The organism is Microbacterium sp. Leaf320, assembly GCF_001423485.1.
In the GTDB taxonomy this organism is placed as follows: domain Bacteria; phylum Actinomycetota; class Actinomycetes; order Actinomycetales; family Microbacteriaceae; genus Microbacterium.
In genome coordinates this window covers 373,877-393,465 of the sequence record NZ_LMOD01000003.1, presented here as the reverse complement: position 1 = coordinate 393,465, position 19,589 = coordinate 373,877, and the positions used below count along the sequence as shown (strand labels likewise).

Genomic DNA, 19,589 nt, shown 5'->3' with positions numbered 1-19,589 from the left:
CGATGGGCGGCCCACCGTCTCGCACTCGGTCCGCGCATCGCCGCGCGGACCGCTGATCAGCTCCGTCTCATGAAGGGGAATCCATGAACGCGACTGTGTTCTTCCAATGGATCGGGTCACTGCCCCCGATCGTCCAGGCCCTCGCCGTCGTCATCGCGTTCGCGGTGGTCGTCGTCGTCATCCTGCTTCTCGTCGACATCGCCCCTCGCAAAGGTGCGCTCTACACCGGCATCCGCCTCGCGATGTGCCTCCTCATCCCGTTCGCGGTGATGTGGTTCTTCAACTCCTACTACTGGGCCATGGGAGTCGCGGTCGCCGTCGGCGCCCTGTTCTTCTTCCTGGACTACCGATCCCGCGACGGCGTGGGGTACCTGATCCAGCTCGTCGCCTTCATGGCCCCGGCGATTCTGCTGCTCCTGGCAGGCCTCATCCTCCCGTCGATCCAGACCGTGTACGCATCGTTCTGGAACTCGACCGGCAGCGACTTCGTCGGCTTCTCCAACTACCTGTGGATCTTCACGCAGTCCGACGGTGTCACCTCGGTCGTGAACACGATCGTGTGGGTGCTGCTGGTGCCGACGCTGTCGACGATCGTCGGTCTCGCTTATGCGGTCTTCATCGACAAGACCCGTGGCGAGAAGATCTACAAGCTGCTGGTCTTCATGCCGATGGCGATCTCGTTCGTCGGCGCGAGCATCATCTGGCGTTTCGTGTACGCCTACCGTGGTCCTGAGTTCGAGCAGATCGGTCTGCTCAACCAGATCCTCGTGTGGTTCGGCGGAGAGCCGCAGCAGTTCCTGCTGAACAATCCGTGGAACAACCTGGCCCTCATCGTCGTGCTGATCTGGGTGCAGACCGGTTTCGCGATGGTTGTGCTCTCGGCATCCATCAAGGGAGTTCCCACCGAGCTTCTCGAGGCGGCCGAGCTCGACGGCGCGAACGCCTGGGAACGCTTCCGCTCGGTGACGATCCCGTCGATCAGGCCGGCGCTCATCGTCGTGCTCACGACGATCTCGATCGCCTCGCTGAAGGTCTTCGACATCGTGCGCACGATGACAGGTGGAAACTACGGCACGTCGGTGTTGGCGAACGAGATGTACACCCAGTTCTCCAAGTTCGAGGCGGGACGCAGCGCTGCGCTCTCCGTCATCCTGTTCATCCTGGTGCTCCCGATCGTCATCTACAACGCGCGCCAGATCAAGAAGCAGCGGGAGATCCGATGACCGACACCGTGAACTCAGACACCGGCCAGAGCACGAGGGCGATAACCACCGCCGGACGCTTCGAGGCCTCGGCAGGCCGCGCGCGCAAGCGTCTCAGCCGTCCGTGGGCCACGGTCGCCTCGATCCTGATCGCCGTGGTGTGGACCATCCCGACGCTCGGGCTCTTCATCTCGTCGTTCCGTGAGAGGGACGCGATCGAGACCACAGGATGGTGGACGTTCTTCACCAACCCGCAGTTCACGCTCGACAACTACGCGGCCGTGCTGCAGTCGGGCACCACGCAGCTGACCATCCTCGAGTCGTTCTTCAACTCGATCGTGATCACGATCCCGGCAACGATCATCCCGCTGATGATCGCTGCCATGGCGGCGTACGCGTTCTCGTGGATCGAGTTCAAGGGGCGCAACGCCCTGTTCATCTTCGTGTTCGCGCTGCAGATCGTGCCGATCCAGATGGCGCTCGTTCCGCTGCTGTCATCTTTCTCGCGGGGCATCAACCTGTTCGGCGTGCAGGTCACTCAGGGACTCGATGTGGCGGGTGGGTACGCCCAGGTGTGGATCGCGCACTCGATGTTCGCGCTGCCGCTGGCGATCTACCTGCTGCACAACTTCATGTCGGAGATCCCCGGCGAGATCATCGAGGCCGCTCGCGTCGACGGTGCATCCCGCGGCCAGATCTTCTTCCGAATCGTGCTGCCGCTGACGATGCCGGCGATCGCGTCGGTCGCGATCTTCCAGTTCCTCTGGGTCTGGAACGACCTGCTCGTCGCCCTGGTGTTCGCCGACGGCGCTGCGTCGCCGATCACCAAGGTGCTCGCCGAGATCACCGGTCGCGGCGAGGGCTGGTACCTGCTCACCGCAGGCGCGTTCGTGTCGATCATCGTCCCGCTGATCGTGTTCTTCTCTCTCCAGCGATACTTCGTGCGAGGACTCCTGGCGGGTTCGACGAAGGGCTGATCGCCTCTCGCAGAACTGCGGAACACACGATGCCGCGACCGGGTGCAACACAACCCCGGTCGCGGCATCGTCGCACGTACGCTGTGAACATGAAGTACGCAGACTCCATCGTCGACCTCGTCGGCAACACGCCCCTCGTGAAGCTCCAGCACGTCACCGAGGGCGTGGAGTGCACCGTGCTCGTGAAGCTGGAGTACCTCAACCCCGGCGGATCCGCGAAGGATCGCATCGCCTCGCGGATCATCGACGCGGCCGAGGCATCGGGCGACCTGCGGCCCGGAGGCACGATCGTCGAGCCGACGAGCGGCAACACCGGGGTGGGCCTGGCGCTCGTCGCCCAGCAGCGCGGGTACAAATGCGTCTTCGTGCTGCCGGACAAGGTCGGTGAGGACAAGATCGACGTCCTGCGCGCATACGGTGCCGAGGTCGTCGTCACACCGACCTCGGTCGCGGCAGACAGCCCTGAGTCGTACTACAGCGTGAGCGATCGCCTCGCGCGCGAGATCCCCGGCGCGTTCAAGCCGAATCAGTACGAGAACCCGAACGGCCCTCGCAGCCACTACGAGACCACCGGTCCCGAGATCTGGCGTGACACCGACGGCACGATCACGCACTTCGTCGCGGGTGTCGGCACCGGCGGCACGATCACGGGCACGGGACGGTACCTGCGCGAGATCTCGGACGACCGCGTGCGCATCGTCGGGATCGACCCCGAGGGCAGCGTCTACAGCGGCGGCACCGGACGTCCGTATCTGGTCGAGGGAGTCGGCGAGGACATCTGGCCCGGCGCCTACGACCCGAAGATCCCGCACGAGATCGTCGCGGTCGGCGACGCCGAGTCGTTCGCGATGACCCGCCGCCTCGCCCGTGAAGAGGGAATCCTCGTCGGCGGGTCGAGCGGCATGGCGGTGGTCGGCGCACTGCGCGTCGCCCGGGACCTTCCGGCGGATGCCGTCATGGTGGTGCTCCTCCCCGACGGCGGGCGCGGCTACCTGAGCAAGATCTTCAACGACGGATGGATGCGCTCCTACGGCTTCAGCGAGGTGGAGGAGGGCGAGACGGTCGCCGACGTGCTGGCTGCACGCTCGTCCCGGCTCGGCGACGGCATCCCGGCCCTCGTGCATGCGCACCCGACCGACACCGTGCTCGAGGCCATCGGCATGATGACCGAGTACGACGTGTCGCAGCTCGTGGTCCTCAGCGCCGAGCCCCCGGTGATGATGGGCGAGGTCGTCGGCACGGTCGATGAGAAGGGCCTGCTCGACCTGCTGTTCCGGGGCGACGCGAAGCCCGCGGATGCCGTGGGCGATCACGTGGGGGAGCGGCTGCCGCTCATCGGCATCCATGCTCCTCTCGCGCAGGCGCGGGCCGCGCTCGCCGACGTCGACGCGCTGCTCGTGACCCTCGACGGCAAGCCGCACACCGTGCTCACCCGACAGGACCTGCTCTCGTACATCTCACGCTGACGTCGCACGACGCCGCACTGACGCCGGGCGTAACAGGGCCGGATGCCGGTGTCGGGGTCGACGTAGGCTGAGAGACATGTCCGAGCATGCTTTCGCCACCCGAGCCATCCACGCAGGTCAGGCGCCTGACCCGACCACGGGGTCGATCATCCCGCCGATCTATCAGGCCTCCACGCATGTGCAGGACGGCATCGGCGGATTCCGCGACGGATACGAGTACAACCGTGCGGGCAACCCGACGCGCTCGTCGCTCGAGACGCAGCTCGCCGCGCTCGAAGGAGGGGCGAATGCGCTGTCGTTCGCCTCGGGCCTCGCCGCGGAAGATGCGCTGCTGCGCGGCATCCTGAAGCCGGGCGACCATATCGTGCTCGGCAACGACGTCTACGGCGGCACGTACCGTCTGCTCACCAAGGTGCTCGCTCCGTGGGGCATCGAGACCACCACGGTCGAGCTGTCGGATGCCGACGCGCTGCGCGCGGCGATCCGCCCCGAGACGAAGATCGTCTGGGTCGAGACGCCGAGCAACCCCCTGCTGAAGATCGTCGACATCGCGCTCATCGCCGAGATCGCGCACGCATCCGGGGCGATCGCAGTCGTCGACAACACGTTCGCGTCGCCCGCGCTGCAGCAGCCCCTCTCGCTCGGGGCCGATCTGGTCGTGCACTCGACCACGAAGTACCTCGGCGGACACTCGGATGTGCTCGGCGGCGCCGTTGTCTTCGGCGACGACCGTTTCTTCGAGCAGATCAAGTTCCAGCAGTTCGCCGTCGGTGCGGTCTCGGCCCCGCTCGACGCGTGGCTCACGACGCGTGGCATCAAGACTCTCGCCGTGCGGGTGCGTCAGCACTCCGAGAACGCGCAGGCGATCGCCGAGTGGGCGGCCGCCCGCCCCGAGTTCGCGACCGTCTACTATCCGGGTCTCGCCTCGCACCCGGGCCACGACATCGCTGCTCGCCAGATGAGCGGCTTCGGCGGGATGCTCTCCCTCGGCCTTTCTGCGGGAGCGGCGGCCGCGAAGGCCTTCGCCGAGTCGACCGAGCTCTTCCAGCTCGCCGAGTCGCTCGGCGGGGTCGAGTCGCTCATCGGATACCCGCCGGACATGACTCACGCTTCGGTGCGCGGCACCGAGCTCGCCGTGCCCGAGAACGTCGTGCGCCTCTCGGTGGGCATCGAGGGCGTCGACGACCTGATCGCCGATCTCGAGCAGGGGCTCGCGCGGCTCAGCTGATTCACCCGGCTTTCGGCGTGCAGGGGGGATGAGCCCGGGCTGCGACGATGGTCCGGCGGCCTGTAATATGGAGACTTCGCCCGAATCGAATCGTTTCGAGAAATCATCGACGATCCGACCGCTCTCGCGACTCGACCTCATCCCCTCGAACTCCGGAAGGACCGTCGTGCCCGACGCTCCACGCACTGACTCCATCCCGACGACCTCCGCCACCGAGCGCACGGCCACCGGCAGCATCCGCATCCCGTCGGCGACGGGTGCGATCCGCACCCTCGGATCGAATCCCGCCACCGCGCCGATCATGCTGCACCCCGGCGACTCGATCTCGAACGGTCGCCGCGCGCTGTACATCGTGCTGCTCGGAGCGCTCACGGCGCTCGGCCCGTTCACGATCGACCTCTATCTGCCTGCGTTCCCCGTGCTCGAGCAGGACTTCGAGACCACGGCCGCGGCCATCCAGCTCACCCTCACCGGCACCATGATCGGCTTCGCGCTCGGGCAGCTCGTGGTGGGTCCGCTCAGTGACAAGGTCGGACGCCGCATCCCTCTGATCGCCGTGACCGCGCTGCACGTGCTGGCCAGTGCCGCGGCCGCCTACGCCCCGACGCTGCCCCTGCTCAGCGGTGCTCGCGTTCTCATGGGTGTCGGCGCCGCTGCCGGTGGCGTCGTCGCGATGGCGATCGTGCGCGACCTGTTCGGCGGACGCCGCCTGGTCGTGATGCTGTCGCGCCTCGCCCTCGTGTCGGGCGTGGCTCCGGTCATCGCGCCCCTGATCGGCTCGTGGCTGCTCACCCTCATGCCCTGGCGAGGGATCTTCGTCGTGCTCGCGCTCTACGGCGTGGTGATGCTCGTATCGGCGATCGTGTTCATCCCCGAGACGCTCCCCATCGCCCGCCGGCAGGAGAAGGGCGGCGCGACCGTCCTTCAGCGCTACCGCTCGGTGTTCTCCGACCGGGTCTTCATCGGCGTGCTGATCATCGGCGGCATGACCTTCTCGGGGCTGTTCTCGTATCTCTCCGCCTCGCCGTTCCTGTTCCAGCAGACGCACGGACTGGATGCGCAGCAGTACGGCCTCCTGTTCGCGGTGAACTCCCTCGGCGTCGTCGCCGGTGTGCAGACCGCTTCGCGGCTCGCGGCGCGCTTCGGTCCTCAGTGGGTCATGGCCTACTCGACCGCGGTGCTGCTGCTCGCGGGAGCGGCGATCATCGTCACAGACCAGCTGGGTCTCGGCCTCTGGGGCACGGTCGTCCCGCTGTTCGTCTTCATGACGGCCTGCGGGTTCACGTTCCCGAACGTGCAGGTGCTCGCGCTCGACAGGCACGGCAAAGCGGCAGGCACCGCGGCGTCCGTGATCGGAGCCACCAACTTCGGTGTCGCCGGGCTGATCTCGCCGGTCGTCGGCTGGGTCTCCCAGGGGGCGGGAATCACCGCGACCACCATGGCCTCGGTCATGGTCGGATGCGCGGCGATCGGCGTTCTGTCGCTGTGGCTGATCGTGCGCCCCCGGACTGTCGGCATGCTGGCTCCCTGATATTCAGCATCCACCGGGCAGAATGGTTCGATGAGACGACGAACGCTGCTGTGGTGGGGAATAGGGATGCTCGTCGCGGCGACGCTCCTCGGAGCGGCGATCGTGTTCGGGTACACCGAGCCTCCGGGGTTCGACACATGGTGGAACGAGACGATCAGCACGTACCGCGCTGAGTGGATGCTGTCGTTCGCGCTGATCCTCAACGACATCGGCGGCGGGTGGGTGGCCATCATCCTCGTGCCGCTCCTGATGATCATCGCCCTGCTGCTCGCTCGGCGATGGCGTGCGGCGGTGTTCGCCGCCGCGGCGTTCCTCGCCAGTGCCGGAGCGGTGCAGCTGCTCAAGCAGCTGTTCGGACGTGCACGCCCGGAGGACATGATCGTGGTGAGCGACTACGGGTCGTTCCCCTCGGGTCATACAGCCAACGCGGCGACGATCGCGGTCGTGCTGTGGCTCGTGTTCCCGCGAGTGTGGACAGCGATCCTCGGAATCCTGTGGGTCCTCGCGATGGCCATCTCCCGCACGCTGCTCTCGGTCCACTGGGCCACGGACACACTCGGCGGTGCGCTCGTCGGGGCCGGGGTGGTGCTGGTGCTGGGCTCCGTGATGCTGCCGTGGGTGCAGTCGGCGTCGCGCCGAGCGGAGGCACCCGCGCCGATAGGCTGACGGGACACACCCACTCACCGAGGAGCCGTCGTGTCTCGCATCCGCCCGTATCGTCCGTCCGACCGCGCAGCTCTGTACGAGGTGTGCACGAGGACCGCGGATGCCGGCGCTGACGCGACCGGCGTCCTCTCGGACGATTCCCTCTGGGGCGACCTTTTCGCGGTGCCCTACGCCGAACGGCATCCGGACCTCGCGTGGGTGGTCGAGACCGACGACGAGCGCGTGATCGGCTACATCGTCGCGACCGACGACACGGAGGCTTTCGCGACCTGGTTCCGTGACGAGTGGTGGCCGACGCGGCAGGAGCGGTATCCGCGTGCGGCCGAGCCGAAGACCAGCGAAGAGCGGATGATCGAGCACGGGTACAGTCAGGCGCCGGGGCGCAACCCGAATGCGGAGGAGTACCCGGCGCACCTGCACATCGACCTGCTGCCCGAGACGCAGGGGCAGGGACTCGGACGCGCGCTCATCGAGACGCTGTTCACCGAGCTCAGCCGCCGTGGAGTGCGCGGACTCCACTTGGGCATGGACCCCAAGAATACGGGTGCAGCTGCGTTCTACGAGCGACTCGGCATGACGGCGTTGCCGGCTGAGCCGGGCGGGCAGAGCTACGGGGTGCGGTTCGCCTGATCGGCGTGTGTCGGTGCCTCAGCTGTCGATCGCGCGATCCTCGGCGTGTGTGCCGTAGTGGTCGGACTGCTGCCGCATGAGATCTCTCATCGACGCCTCCGGTCCGACGCCGTAGACCGTTCCCACGAAGTCGAGATCCCGCTGGATCGCCCAGATCTCCTCATGCCGTTCGGGTGGCAGGATCGAGGCCGGCGTGCCCACCGCGACCCACCCGATAGGAACCACTGCGCCGGGCTCCACGGAAGTGTTGACCTGTACGACACCGTTGATCCGCACTTCGGCCCCGGTGCCGATGCGGCTGCCGGGGAACAGGGAGGCGCCGGTCGCGATGAAGGCCTCGTCCTCGATGATGCTGCCGTTCACATGGGTGTGGGGGCCGATCATCACTGACGCCCCGATGTGGGCAGGGTGACCGGAGCGACCGCGAATCAGCGCATGCTCCATCACCACAGTGTTCTCGTCCACGGTGACTTCGCCGTCCTCGGCGGTGAGTACGGCTCCGTGCAGAACGCGTACGCCGGGACCGATTCGGACATCGCCCACGATCATCGCGGACGATGCGACGTAGGCGGTCTCGTGGATCACGGGTTCACGATCGCGGTGGGTCATGAGCATCTGCTCGCTCCATTCCTCGCTCTCACCCTACGGCGACGGCGGGACTCCGGTGCTCGCTTCGCTCGCGCCTCCCCGAATCCCTCGGTGCTCGATGAAAAAGCATGAAGGGCCCCCGCTGGCGCGGAGACCCTTCATGCTTTTTGGCGGTGACGGCGGGATTCGAACCCGCGGTTGCTTGCACAACACACGCTTTCCAAGCGTGCTCCTTCGGCCGCTCGGACACGTCACCAAGGAACAACCTGAACAGTCTATCCGATCGCGCGGACCGCCTACGACCAGCCTGAGGCGCTGCCTCCGCGAGCGGGATGCCGTCGCACCGGAATGCGATCCGCCGCAGCCTTGTGCGTTACCCGAGGGCTATCTAGCCTCAAATGAATACAGTACGAAGTCATGCGGAACGGACATCGAGCTGTTCGAGCCGCGATCTGTGGAATCGACCGACGTCGGTCGATATGCATCGCCCCGAAAGGACCTCCATGACGTCAGCCGACACCGCAGCGTCGACCAGCACGGCGGTGCGCACCGCACTGCGATTGGCGTACTCGCGAGCGCTCGCAGACTTCGGGCTCGACGCGATCGGCCGGGCCCGCTTCGGATGGCGCGATAGATCGATCGGCTCGGTGGTCGAGCGCGCCGGCACCAGGCAGTGGCTCCGGGTGGTGTGGTCTCGCAGACAGTGGGCGCGCAATGCCTGGTGGACGGGCAATCAGGATGCGGCCGTGATCGCCGGCGTCGAGAAGCCGCGGCTGCTCGACGTGCGCGCGTGGGAAGAGGGGCCGCTGGTGTATCGAGCCGAACTCATGAGCCTGCTGCCGGGTAGAGCGTGCGCCCCGGCCTCCGTTCTGGCGCGGACCCCAGGGGTCGATGAATCGTGGTGGACCGACCTCGAGCGCAACCTCGATGCGCTGGCCGCGACAGCGACGGATCGCACCATGCTCGACCCCGAGATCGTGCGTCGACGGATCACCGTGTTCTTCGGCATCGACCTCCCCGTCGATCAGGACGATTGGGTGCCGAGCCACGGCGACCTGCACTGGAACAATCTTCACCGCGACCCCTTCGGCATCGCGGACTGGGAGTCCTGGGGACTCGCGCCGCAGGGCTATGACGCGGCCTTCCTGCTGGGGCACTCGCTGGCCGTGCCGCATGTGGCCGAGCAGGTCGCCCGGCGTTTCCGGCGCGACCTCGAGACCGAGGGCGGGATCGTCTCGCAGCTGTACGTGATGACGAAACTCCTGACGAGGGCTGACGCGGGAGAGCACGTGGGTCTCGTGCCCGCCGTCCATCGCCATGTCGGGCGGCTTCTCGGCACCCGGATGCCTCTCCGGCGCGGGGCTCCTGTCAGGGCGACGTAAAATCTCCAGGTGGCAACCCCCAAGATCGTTCTCTTCTACGTGTTCACCCCGCTCGCCGACCCCGAGGCGATCCGGGTGTGGCAGCGCGACCTCGGCGAGGCGCTCGGACTCCGCGGTCGGCTCTTGATCTCGAAAGACGGAGTCAACGGCACCCTCGGCGGCGACCTTCTGGCTCTCAAGAAGTGGGCGCGGTCCTTCCGGTCGTACGCACCGTTCGCGAATGCCGACATCAAGTGGAGCGAGGGCAGCGGAGTCGATGCCGACGGCCGCAGCATCGACTTCCCGAAGCTCAGCGTCAAGGTGCGCGACGAGATCGTCTCGTTCGGGGCGCCCGGCGAGCTGCGCGTCGACGAGCAGGGCGTCGTCGGCGGCGGCACTCGACTCACCCCCGAACAGCTGCACGAGCTCATGGGCGAGCGGGGAGACGACGTCGTGTTCTTCGACGGACGCAATGCGCTGGAGGCGCAGATCGGCCGCTTCCGCGGAGCCGTCGTGCCCGACACCGAGACCACGCGTGACTTCGTCCAGCTGCTCGACTCCGGTGAGTACGACGACCTCAAGGGCAAGCCCGTGGTGACGTACTGCACCGGCGGCATCCGCTGCGAGGTCCTCTCGAGCCTGATGACGTCGCGCGGATTCGGTGAGGTCTACCAGCTCGAGGGCGGCATCGTCCGCTACGGCGAGCAGTACGGCGACGACGGTCTCTGGGAGGGGTCGCTCTACGTGTTCGACAAGCGCGGATCCGTCGACTTCTCGGATCGCGCCGCCGTCATCGGCGAGTGTGTCGGATGCGGGGCTGCGGCCAAGCGCACGGCGAACTGTCCCGATCTCTCCTGCCGCACGCAGTTCGTGGTGTGCGAGTCCTGCGACGCCGTGCGCTGCGCGCAGCACGCAGCCTGACAGCTCAGCCCGACGGGTCAGGCGACCAGCGGCACGTCGGTCCGGCGACTCGCGAACAGCGACCGGGGCAGAAGGAACGCCAGGACGCGCGAGCGTCGGTCGACGCTCCGCCGCAGCTGGACGATCACCTCTCCCAGTGCCTCATCGAGATCGCCGGACTGATCAGGCGACGGTCGCGCGTAGCTCGATCGCTCGACGGCGTCGACCAGGGCGCGCATCGCGTCGGCATCCACGCCGTTCTCCCTGACGAGGTCGACACCGCGCATGCGCGGTGTCTCCGCATCCGAGAGCGGAAGCCGCAGGTCCTGCATCGTCGCCCGCAGCTCGGTCCAGGCCGATGCCGCGTCACCGCTCTTGGCCCGACCACGCCGCGCGACGCGGATCGCGAGGCGAATCAGTGCAGGCAGAAGCAGCGCCACCATCACACCGAGGGTCGTCAGCATGACGGGCGTCGGATCGAGACGTCGCAGCTCGCCGTTCGCACCCGCGTTGTCACCTGCGTCCTCGCGCTCGATGACCGGCCCCGAGCTCTGCTCAGCGCTGGGGGCGGCGGAGGGAGCGGTCGGCGTCGATCCGCCGGATCCGCCACCCGTGGTGGAACCTGCCGCGAACGCCGTCGGCACCCCGAGAGAGGCTGTCGGTTCGAACGGCACCCAACCGACCCCGGGGAAGAGCACCTCCGGCCACGAGTGCAGCTGATCGCTCGAGACGGAGTAGACGGCCTCATCGCCACGGGTGTTGTCGGTGCGCACTCCGGGCAGGTAGCCGACGACGATGCGCACCTCCATGTCGAGGCTCTCGGCCATGAGCGCGAACGCGCCCGCGAAGTGGATGCAGTATCCCGAGCGCACCTCGAGGAACTGCGCCACCGCATCGGCTCCGGTGCCGTCGAAGCCTTCGTCGACCGGGGTGTCGAGCGAGTACGCGAACTGACTGCGGAACCACGACTGCAGGTCGATCAGCCGGTCGTAGTCGTTGGTCGCATCCGCGGTGACCTCCGCGGCCGTCTCAGCGATCACCGCGGGCAGCTCCACGGGCTCCGCATCGGGATCGACGATCCGCTCTGCGGCCGGGATCGCACGGATCTGCTCGAGTGTGGGCGCCACCTCGATCGACCGGACTGTGTAGTCGTTGCCGACGGCATCCGCGGTGCGGGAGGTGATGGTGCGGTTCTCGGTGCTCACGCGCCACCCGGCCGTGATGCCCTGCACGCTGGTCGCGGGGTAGGGCACCGGCAACCAGGAACTCGACATCCGGACGACGCGGATCGAGGTGTTCTGGTCGGTCGTCTCGATGTCGTCGCCCCACTCGTCCGGGCCGAAGCCGTCGCTCAGGGACTGCAGGTCGCCGCGATCCGGTTCCCACACGCGGCCGTCGAACTCCGACAGCGTCGTGAGTCGCAGGTAGGGCGCCGTGTCGGCCGTCGTCGCCATCGTGAGCACCTCGACAGGGTTCGGCTGGCGAAGGTCGTCGCCGAGCCGCAGCGATGCATCGACCGTGACGCCCACGCCTGTGCCGGCGAGGCTGGCCGACACCGGCAGGACGGGCGCGACGATGACCGTGACCGCGAGAGCGGCGACACCGACCCCCGCCGCGACCGCGGTGGACGTGCGCCGAGGAGATTCCGGGTTCTGAGCCGCGGTGTACCTCAGCAGGACGACGATCAGGATGCCGAGCATGACGAACCACACGACGTTGACATCGCCGAGCGTGACGATCATCGGCACCGACCCCACGACGGCGGTCAGCAGACTCGTCAGGATCGCTCCGCGCTGAGCGACGAGCTGATCGAGCAGGATCGCCACCACGGCGAACCCGATGCCCATCATCGCCTCGAGTCCCGGTGATGCGGCGATCGGCGCAGACCCGAACATGACCTCCTCCCAGGCGGAGGCCGCCAGGGTCTGGAAGGTGAAGATCGTGGCGTCGGTGGGGATCACCCCGAAGACGGCGGTGTCTCCCGCCACCAGCAGCACCACGGCGCCGGTCGCGACGAGAACCTGCACTCCGATGGTGGCGAGGTCCCGAGCCCAGGCTGCGCGACGGCGCATCACCGTGCGCATCGTCATGCCGGTGAGCGCGGTGACCACGATCACGACCAGCACGGCGAAAGACCAGGTGCCCGGTTCGATGACCGAGGTGTACGGCCACATCGCGACGAGCCCGGCACCCGCGGCCAGCACCGACGGCAGGACGGTGCCGGCGGGCAATTCGTGTTCCCGATGCCACGACAGCCGCGACGCCCGCGCGGCCTGACGGTCAGCGCGCGACATCGGCTGCTCCCCGGTGTTCGGCGGGCCCGAGCCCGACTCGGTCGGGAAGCACATCCTCCCAGGACTCGGTCACGTCATCGCCGAGGGTCGCGACCCGCCAGCCGTGCTGCTCCGCCGCCTGCACCGCCCCGGGCTGAGGGGAGGTCGCGAACAGCATCGGTGCAGCCGCGCCGGAGGGGCGCAGCAGCGCGGCATCCTCTTCGTCGATCTCGCCGGTGATGTAGACGAGCGGGCCGGGGGGAGTGCCGCCGACCAGAGCGGTGATGTCGCGGGCCTCGCCGCGAGGGGCGACGAGTGCGAGTGCGACGAGCAGGCCATCGCGGTCGTCCTCGTGGCCGCGGAGCGTTCCCAGAAGCGTCCCCGCGCTGTCGATCACGTCGACACCGTACCCCTCCTGCACGAGATGAACCGCGACCGAGGCGCACATCGAGACGGCCCTCTCGAACGCGGGATCCGACTCGTCGCCGGGGCGGGACCAGCGAGCGGAGCTCCGGTCGAAGATGACGAGGGCATCCGGGCTCGACTCCTCCTCTTCCTGTCGCACCATCAGCTGCCCCCGGTGCGCGGTCGCCCGCCAGTGGATGCGTCGCATGGAGTCGCCCGAGATGTAGCGGCGCGGTGAGAGGTTGTCGCTGCCCTGGCCGAGGCGGCTCGACGACGTGTGAGCCGTGCCTCCGGCCGCCCCCACCTTCACGGTGAGCGGCGCGAGCGTGAACACCTCGGGTACGACCGTCACCGTGCGGGTCTCGCCGAACTCCTGTTCGCGCTGCGCGAGACCGAAGGGGTCGACGGTGCGCAGCACCAGCGGCCCGATCGGCCAGACTCCCCGGCACACCCCGGTGATCAGGTAGGTGAGCTGGCCCGTCTCAGACGGGTACTCGCCCGCCGAGTCGCCGGACACCGCGTCGGGGAGCACGTCTCGCCACAGGCCGCGGGGAACGCGCAGCGCCCGCATCGTGAACCGCAGGGTGACGCGCGACGTCTCCGAGACGGTCAGCAGATCGGTCGAGATCTGTCGTGCGACCGAACCCGAGCGCCGCGGCAGCCGCACCACGAGCACCGAGAACACGGTCAGCGTGAGCAGCAGAACGCCGACGTAGAGCAGGATCGGGGCGCCGAGCATGTTCGCCGTGATCAGGCATCCGAGCCCTGCTATGAGCGCACCAGTGCCTCGGAGGGTGAGGGTTCGACGACGATGCATGGCGAGCGGAGCAGGTCAGGACCGCGCGGTGACGGGAACCCGCACGCGCTCGACTATCTGCCGCAGCGCGGCCTCGACGGGCTGCGCGCCGGCTCGGTGCGCTCCACGAGCAGGGAGCAGCCGGTGCGCGAACACCGGGACGATCAGGGCGGTGACGTCGTCGGGGATCACGAAGTCGCGGCCGTCGAGCGCCGCCCACACCTTCGCCGCCCTGATCAGCTGCAGCGTCGCGCGGGGGCTCGCGCCCAGGTGCAGGTTGGGGTCGGCGCGGGTCGCCTGGGCGAGCGCCACCGTGTACTCCTCGAGTGCGGGGGCGACGTGCACCGAACGGGCCCAGGCGATCAGCCCCGAGATCGATGCCGCATCGGCGACGGCGCGCACGGCGGCGAGCGGATTGACCGTGTCGCGCTGGCGCAGCATGAGGGCCTCGGCCGCGGCATCCGGGTATCCCATCGAGATGCGCATCATGAAGCGGTCGCGCTGGGCCTCGGGCAGCGCGTAGGTGCCCTCCATCTCGAGGGGGTTCTGGGTCGCCACGACGAGGAAGGGATCGGGAAGCATATGGGTCGAGCCGTCGACCGTGACCTGTCCCTCTTCCATCGCCTCGAGCAGCGCGGACTGGGTCTTCGGGGACGAGCGGTTGATCTCATCGGCGATCACGATGTGCGCGAACACGGCTCCGCGCTTGAACTCGAATTCGCGGTCGACGGGGTTGTAGACGCTCACGCCTGTCACGTCTCCCGGAAGGAGATCGGGGGTGAACTGGATGCGGCGGACCGTCGCGTCGACGCTCGCGGCCAGAGCGCGGGCCAGCATGGTCTTGCCCACGCCGGGTACGTCTTCGATCAGCAGATGCCCTTCGGCGAGCAGACAGACGAGCGCGCTCCGCACGGCATCCGGCTTGCCGTCGATCACCCGTCCGACGGACTCGACGATGGCCGACGTCTGCGCGGCGAACTGCTCGGCGTCGACGACGGTCGGGATCAGGGGCGGATTCTCTGGCATGCGTTCCCTCTCGCGTGGGCGCTGCGGTGCGCGTGAACCGATCGTAACCCGGCTGTCTCGGGATGGGGTGGGAACCGGGCGATCGTCCGCCCCACGCAGCAGCCGGCGTCCACGACCGTTCAGCCCCAGACGCGCGCTCGCGGTTCCGCGGTGTCCATTCGGCTGTCGGCGCTGCGGGCGACACGCAGCAGGGCGAGTCCCTGCACTCCGTTCAGCTCGTGCAGCGAGCACGTGCCGACCAGGGCCTGCCAGTGATCGCGGAATCGCTCGGCGTCTCCGCGCCGCCGGGCGATCAGTCGGGGCACCGCCAGAAGTGTGCGTCCGGGCGAGAGACGGTCGGCGAGGCGTTCGATCGCGCGGACCCTCGGCAACCCGGCCGCGTCGATGCGCAGCAGGAATCGGGGAGTGCGCACCGGTGCGAAGAGCTCCTCGACGGCTTCCGCGATCGTACGTGCGTCGGCGGCGGAACCGCCCAGCTCGACGCGGATGCGGGTCGGGTCGCTGCCGTCAGGGCGCGCCGTGATCACGGACTCGTCGATCCGACCGATGCGGCCCGCTTCGGAGAGCGTGCGGGCGACGGCGATCGCCGCTGCCCGATAGATCTCGGCCGGCCGCGCGCGATCGCGCAGAGAGCGGACGAGCGTGCGCAGGGCGGATGCCGTCGCCGCCACCGCACCGCCGCCGAGCGCGACTGCCACCGCGAGAACGGGAGCGAGGGATGCCCCTGAGATGGCCAGCACGGCGACGAGGGCGCCGACGGCCGCGGTGCCGCCCACGAATCCGGCGACAGCACCGGCGCTCGCCGTCTGGCCGGCGCGCAGCAGCGGAGCGCGTGAGGTCCGGCGGAGCGCGATCGTCTCGCGCTCCTGGGGGCGATAGGCATCGCCGATCCGCCATTCCGCCCTGGTCGTGCTGCGAGAGGGCCAGCGCTCGCGCAGGACGGCGTCGAGATCCCCGATCGAGGTCGACGGATCCTTGTCGAGCACGCGCTCCCATGCCTCGATGGCGGGTGGGGGGAGCGCATGCCCGAGACCGCTGACGATCCGGCCGTCTCCTTCTGCGCTGAGACCCCACAGATGCGAATGCCGACGACGGAGCCGACCCGACTCCGAACCGTCGTCGAGGCCGACGTTCGAGGGGATCAGGCACACCACGGACCAGTTGTGCGCGACCTTCTCGGGCCACGCGGGGTCGAGTCGCAGGGTGCGACCTCGGAGCTGCTGGGTGCCCGATGACGTGGCCACGGTCGTGAGGTCCACGAGCGTGTTGACCGAGGGGCAGTCCCATCCTTCGCCGAGCAGTCCTCGGGTGCCGACGAGCAGCCGCACGTCGCCGCGGCGGATCAGCTCTGACACGGCACCGACCACCCGTCCGCTCCCGGCGGCGCGCACCTGCAGATCGCGCACGGGGCCGACGCCTTCTGCGATGCCGACGGGCTCGCCGAGCAGGTCGCCCAGCGCGGCGGCGATGTCGTCCGCATCGTCGGCGCGGACTCGCAGGTGCTGCGAGGTGAGCAGAGCCGGACGCAGTCTCGCCGTGACCGGATCGACCGCGAGGAGGTCGAACGTCCGCAGCGCCCCTGCCGGTGCATCCCCGGCGAGTCCCCGGTTGTTGCCGTGCTCGACGAAGTCGGTCACGACGACCGCGCGGATCCGGTCGCCGTCGGGGCCCGCGAGTTCTCGGTGCAGGATCTCGACGGCCGCGTGATCCTTGGCCGCCGAGAACGCCAGCGTGGTCTCGATCGGGTTGCGACCGCGCCGGATGCCCCGGTCGGTCAGCGCGTAGCCGAAGTCCGCGAGCGACCGCCGCACGTACTCCCACTGGCGCACGGCCGCGGGGTCGGCGAGCAGCCTCGTCTGGGCGAACCGCGACAGCACCGTGAGCAGGTCGTCGGTGGTGCAGCGATCGAGAAGCGCGGGAGGGATAGCGGCGACGAGCGGGTGATGCGGTGCGACCTCGCGCAGCACGAGGGCGCAGGATCGGGTGAGGGCGAAGTCCGTCGAGAAGGCCAGGTCGAGGCGCGAGAGCGGAGTCTCGGTCTCGGTCGTCGTCTCGGTGCTGCCGGGCATGTCCGAGGGTTGGAGATGCTCCTCGAGGTAGCAGAGCGCATCCGGCGTCGACAGCACCTGCCGGATCAGGTCATGCAGCAGGGACTCGTGCCGTCGGATGAAAGAGGCCTCTGCGGGTGTGGGCTCGGTGAACAGCACATGGTCGCGATACGGGGCGAGGTGCCCCTCCTTCACGACCGCGGGCGTCGGCACTTCGTAGTCGACGTCGCCGAGCAGGTGGCTGTAGTTCTCGAACTCGGTCTCGTCGTCGGGGGAGGGCAGGGTCGCGGTGAGGCCGATGAGCTTCGGCTCCGTGCCGCTCTCGCGGATACGAGCGGCGAGATACGCCACCACGATCGCCCAGTGATCGAGCAGGTGATGGCATTCGTCGAGGACGACGGTGCGCACACCCGCCCCGACGAGCCGGTCGATGAGGGCGACGGCGTTCGGATGCAGCACGCGGGCGAGCTCGGACGGGCGCTGACGGGTGAATCGCGAACGCAGTCGGCGCGCACGACTGCGGATGCCGGAACGGTGACGCGCGGGGTTGTCGACCGCGAGCTCGGCGAGCCAGGTCGCGGCATCCGCTTCGGTGCGCCCGCTCGCGACGAGCTCGTCCGTCCACACCGCGCGGGCGAGGTCGTCGAAGGGGGAGCCGTCTGCGGTCACGCTGAGCAGCTGGTAGGTGAGCACCGTCAGGTCCCCGAGACGCTCGGGGTCGTCGGAAACCGCCGCTTCGTCGGTCGCGAGCTCCGTCGCGGTGCGCAGCCACTGCTGGCGGATCGTCACGGTCGGCGACAGCACGAGCGCGCGATGGCCCTCGCGCGCGGCGAGCAGCAGACCGAGCAGGGTCTTTCCCGATCCAGGTGGCGCCACGATGTGCAGCGGGTCGTCACCTCCGGGAGCGAGCCGATCGAGGACCTCGGCCTGGTACGTGCGCAGTGTGCCGGAGAAATGCCACGACGACAGGGGCGAGGCGGTGGCGGGATCCATGACCTGCCCAGTCTGTCAAAGAGCACGTGCAGACATCGGCTAGACTGGTCGACGGCTCTCCGCGTGGCGGCATCCAGGCCAATTCCCCCAGGGCGGAAACGCAGCAAGGGTAACCGGGCTCTGCTGGGTGCGCGGAGGGTCACTTTCTTTTTGTCAGCGTCCTCCGGGGCAGTCCTGCCAGGATCGTGACGTGACAAGACCAGACGTGATCAGCACCGCCGACTCTCCGCGCTCGAGCGCTCTCGGCCGATTCGCGTCTCCCATCCTCCTCGTCGCACTCATGTGGGTCGTCCAGCTCGCCGACGCGATCCTCCCCGGTTCCTTCACCGGCTTCGGACTGCGCTCGTGGGATGTCGAGGGACTCGGCGGCATCCTGGTCGGGCCCCTGCTGCACGCCGACTGGGCGCACCTGATCGGCAACACCGTGCCGTTGCTCGTGCTCGGCTGCCTCGTCGCCGTCGAAGGGGCACGCCGGTTCTGGGCCGTGACCGCGATGGCCGCCGTGATCGGCGGGGTCGGAACGTGGCTGGTCAACGCGCCGGGAACGCTCACCGTCGGCGCTTCCGGTCTCGTCTTCGGATACTTCGGCTACACCCTCATGCGCGTGTTCGCCCCCGGTCGCGTCGCACACCGCGTGCTCTACGCCGTCATCGCGCTCATCGTCATCGCGTTGTACGGCGGATCCATGCTGGCGGGCGTCGTCGGCGTGCGCGAGGGGATCTCGTGGCAGGCCCACCTGTTCGGCGCGATCGGCGGTGGCCTCGCGGCGTTCATCGGCAGAAGCGGAACGCGGCGCACATGAGCGTCGCCCAGAGCTCGCGACGCGCGACATCGCGCACGCGCAGGCGCCCAACCCGTCGTCCGCGCTCGCGGACCCGACGGATGTCGCCGCGTCGTCGAGCCCAGCGCCGGCTGCGGCGGGTGAAGATTCTCCGCCGCATCGGCTGGTCAGCCGCGGCGGTGGTCGTCGTCGCGCTCGCCGCAGTGCTGATCCCCCTCGGGCTCGCTCACGAGAAGCCGCTCGCCGTCTGCATCACCGACCCCGCGACGTTCCCTGTGGCCGGCGTCGAGGGCTGGGAGGGGGAGCAGCTCGAGAACGCCGCGACCATCATGCAGACCGCCACAGCGCTCGGGTTCGGACGCGACGGTCAGATTCTCGGGGTGATGACAGCGATGGGCGAGAGCAGCCTGCGCAACATCGACTACGGAGACTGGGAGACGAGCGGGTTCACGAACCCCGACGGCAGTCGCACGACCAGCATCGGACTCTTCCAGCAGCAGGAGTGGTGGGGAACGGCGGAACAGCGGATGGATCCGGCGACCGCAGCGACGCTGTTCTACGAGCGACTCGCGCGCGTGCCCGACTGGCCGTCGATGGAGCCGTCGCTCGCCATCCACCGAGTGCAGATCAACCTCGACCCGACCTATTACACGCGGTACTCCGCGGATGCCACCGCGGTCGTCGACGCTCTCTCGACGCCCTGCTGATCGGATTTCGC

At 68.6% G+C, this 19,589-nt stretch carries 16 protein-coding genes, 1 tRNA gene and 1 other RNA gene; 12 read left to right on the top strand and 6 right to left on the bottom strand.

Going from position 1 to position 19,589, the window contains the following annotated elements; translation table 11 throughout:
- Positions 1 to 83 precede the first annotated feature (83 nt).
- From ASF63_RS11795 to ASF63_RS11765, 7 genes are all read left to right on the top strand, one after another.
- Positions 84 to 1,223 (top strand): carbohydrate ABC transporter permease, encoded by a 1,140-nt coding sequence (locus tag ASF63_RS11795; RefSeq protein ID WP_056513994.1) that lies wholly within the window; start codon positions 84 to 86, stop codon positions 1,221 to 1,223.
- On the top strand, positions 1,220 to 2,179 hold the full coding sequence (locus tag ASF63_RS11790; protein ID WP_056312730.1) for a carbohydrate ABC transporter permease: 960 nt from the start codon (positions 1,220 to 1,222) through the stop codon (positions 2,177 to 2,179). Before ASF63_RS11795 ends, ASF63_RS11790 begins: the two co-directional genes overlap by 4 nt.
- Positions 2,180 to 2,268: 89 nt before the next feature.
- On the top strand, positions 2,269 to 3,645 hold the full coding sequence (locus ASF63_RS11785) for a cystathionine beta-synthase (RefSeq protein ID WP_056513991.1): 1,377 nt from the start codon (positions 2,269 to 2,271) through the stop codon (positions 3,643 to 3,645).
- 76 nt (positions 3,646 to 3,721) lie between these two features.
- Positions 3,722 to 4,873: a cystathionine gamma-synthase gene (locus ASF63_RS11780; protein WP_056513988.1), complete on the top strand. Its 1,152-nt coding sequence runs from the start codon at positions 3,722 to 3,724 to the stop codon at positions 4,871 to 4,873.
- A gap of 166 nt (positions 4,874 to 5,039) precedes the next feature.
- Positions 5,040 to 6,404: a multidrug effflux MFS transporter gene (locus tag ASF63_RS11775; RefSeq protein WP_414843721.1), complete on the top strand. Its 1,365-nt coding sequence runs from the start codon at positions 5,040 to 5,042 to the stop codon at positions 6,402 to 6,404.
- 30 nt (positions 6,405 to 6,434) lie between these two features.
- Positions 6,435 to 7,070 (top strand): phosphatase PAP2 family protein, encoded by a 636-nt coding sequence (locus tag ASF63_RS11770; RefSeq protein WP_157534317.1) that lies wholly within the window; start codon positions 6,435 to 6,437, stop codon positions 7,068 to 7,070.
- A gap of 30 nt (positions 7,071 to 7,100) precedes the next feature.
- Positions 7,101 to 7,700, top strand: a complete 600-nt coding sequence (locus tag ASF63_RS11765; RefSeq protein WP_056513985.1) for a GNAT family N-acetyltransferase — start codon at positions 7,101 to 7,103, stop codon at positions 7,698 to 7,700.
- An 18-nt stretch (positions 7,701 to 7,718) separates the two neighbouring features.
- Here the strand turns inward: ASF63_RS11765 and ASF63_RS11760 are convergent, their stop codons facing one another.
- Both ASF63_RS11760 and ASF63_RS11755 read right to left on the bottom strand, forming a co-directional pair.
- Positions 7,719 to 8,309 carry a gamma carbonic anhydrase family protein gene (locus ASF63_RS11760; RefSeq protein ID WP_235560780.1) on the bottom strand — a complete coding sequence of 197 codons (591 nt, stop codon included), beginning with the start codon at positions 8,307 to 8,309 and terminating at the stop codon, positions 7,719 to 7,721.
- A gap of 147 nt (positions 8,310 to 8,456) precedes the next feature.
- Positions 8,457 to 8,544, bottom strand: a tRNA-Ser gene (locus tag ASF63_RS11755).
- A gap of 247 nt (positions 8,545 to 8,791) precedes the next feature.
- Here ASF63_RS11755 and ASF63_RS11750 point away from each other — a divergent pair.
- Together ASF63_RS11750 and ASF63_RS11745 are read left to right on the top strand one after the other, a co-directional pair.
- Positions 8,792 to 9,670: a hypothetical protein gene (locus ASF63_RS11750; RefSeq protein WP_056513980.1), complete on the top strand. Its 879-nt coding sequence runs from the start codon at positions 8,792 to 8,794 to the stop codon at positions 9,668 to 9,670.
- Positions 9,671 to 9,679: 9 nt separating this feature from the next.
- A complete protein-coding gene (locus ASF63_RS11745; protein WP_056513977.1) occupies positions 9,680 to 10,570 on the top strand; it encodes a rhodanese-related sulfurtransferase in 891 nt (296 codons plus the stop codon).
- A gap of 17 nt (positions 10,571 to 10,587) precedes the next feature.
- Here ASF63_RS11745 and ASF63_RS11740 read toward each other — a convergent pair whose 3' ends face one another.
- The 4 genes from ASF63_RS11740 to ASF63_RS11725 all read right to left on the bottom strand — a co-directional run bounded on the left by ASF63_RS11740 (position 10,588) and on the right by ASF63_RS11725 (position 18,090).
- Entirely contained in the window at positions 10,588 to 12,843 is a 2,256-nt protein-coding gene (locus tag ASF63_RS11740) for a transglutaminaseTgpA domain-containing protein (RefSeq protein ID WP_056514906.1), read from the bottom strand.
- Positions 12,830 to 14,044 (bottom strand): DUF58 domain-containing protein, encoded by a 1,215-nt coding sequence (locus tag ASF63_RS11735; RefSeq protein ID WP_056513974.1) that lies wholly within the window; start codon positions 14,042 to 14,044, stop codon positions 12,830 to 12,832. The genes ASF63_RS11740 and ASF63_RS11735 overlap by 14 nt, the downstream gene beginning before the upstream one ends.
- Before the next feature lie 15 nt (positions 14,045 to 14,059).
- Positions 14,060 to 15,049, bottom strand: coding sequence for an AAA family ATPase (locus tag ASF63_RS11730; RefSeq protein ID WP_056513972.1), 990 nt, complete (start codon positions 15,047 to 15,049; stop codon positions 14,060 to 14,062).
- Positions 15,050 to 15,168: 119 nt separating this feature from the next.
- Positions 15,169 to 18,090, bottom strand: a complete 2,922-nt coding sequence (locus tag ASF63_RS11725) for a DEAD/DEAH box helicase (protein WP_056513968.1) — start codon at positions 18,088 to 18,090, stop codon at positions 15,169 to 15,171.
- 50 nt (positions 18,091 to 18,140) lie between these two features.
- Here ASF63_RS11725 and ffs point away from each other — a divergent pair.
- From ffs to ASF63_RS11715, 3 genes are all read left to right on the top strand, one after another.
- Positions 18,141 to 18,237: signal recognition particle sRNA small type (gene ffs, locus ASF63_RS18845), an RNA gene on the top strand.
- Positions 18,238 to 18,280: 43 nt separating this feature from the next.
- Positions 18,281 to 18,892: a rhomboid family intramembrane serine protease gene (locus ASF63_RS11720; RefSeq protein ID WP_235560779.1), complete on the top strand. Its 612-nt coding sequence runs from the start codon at positions 18,281 to 18,283 to the stop codon at positions 18,890 to 18,892.
- A gap of 119 nt (positions 18,893 to 19,011) precedes the next feature.
- Positions 19,012 to 19,578: a hypothetical protein gene (locus ASF63_RS11715; RefSeq protein WP_235560778.1), complete on the top strand. Its 567-nt coding sequence runs from the start codon at positions 19,012 to 19,014 to the stop codon at positions 19,576 to 19,578.
- Positions 19,579 to 19,589 lie beyond the last annotated feature (11 nt).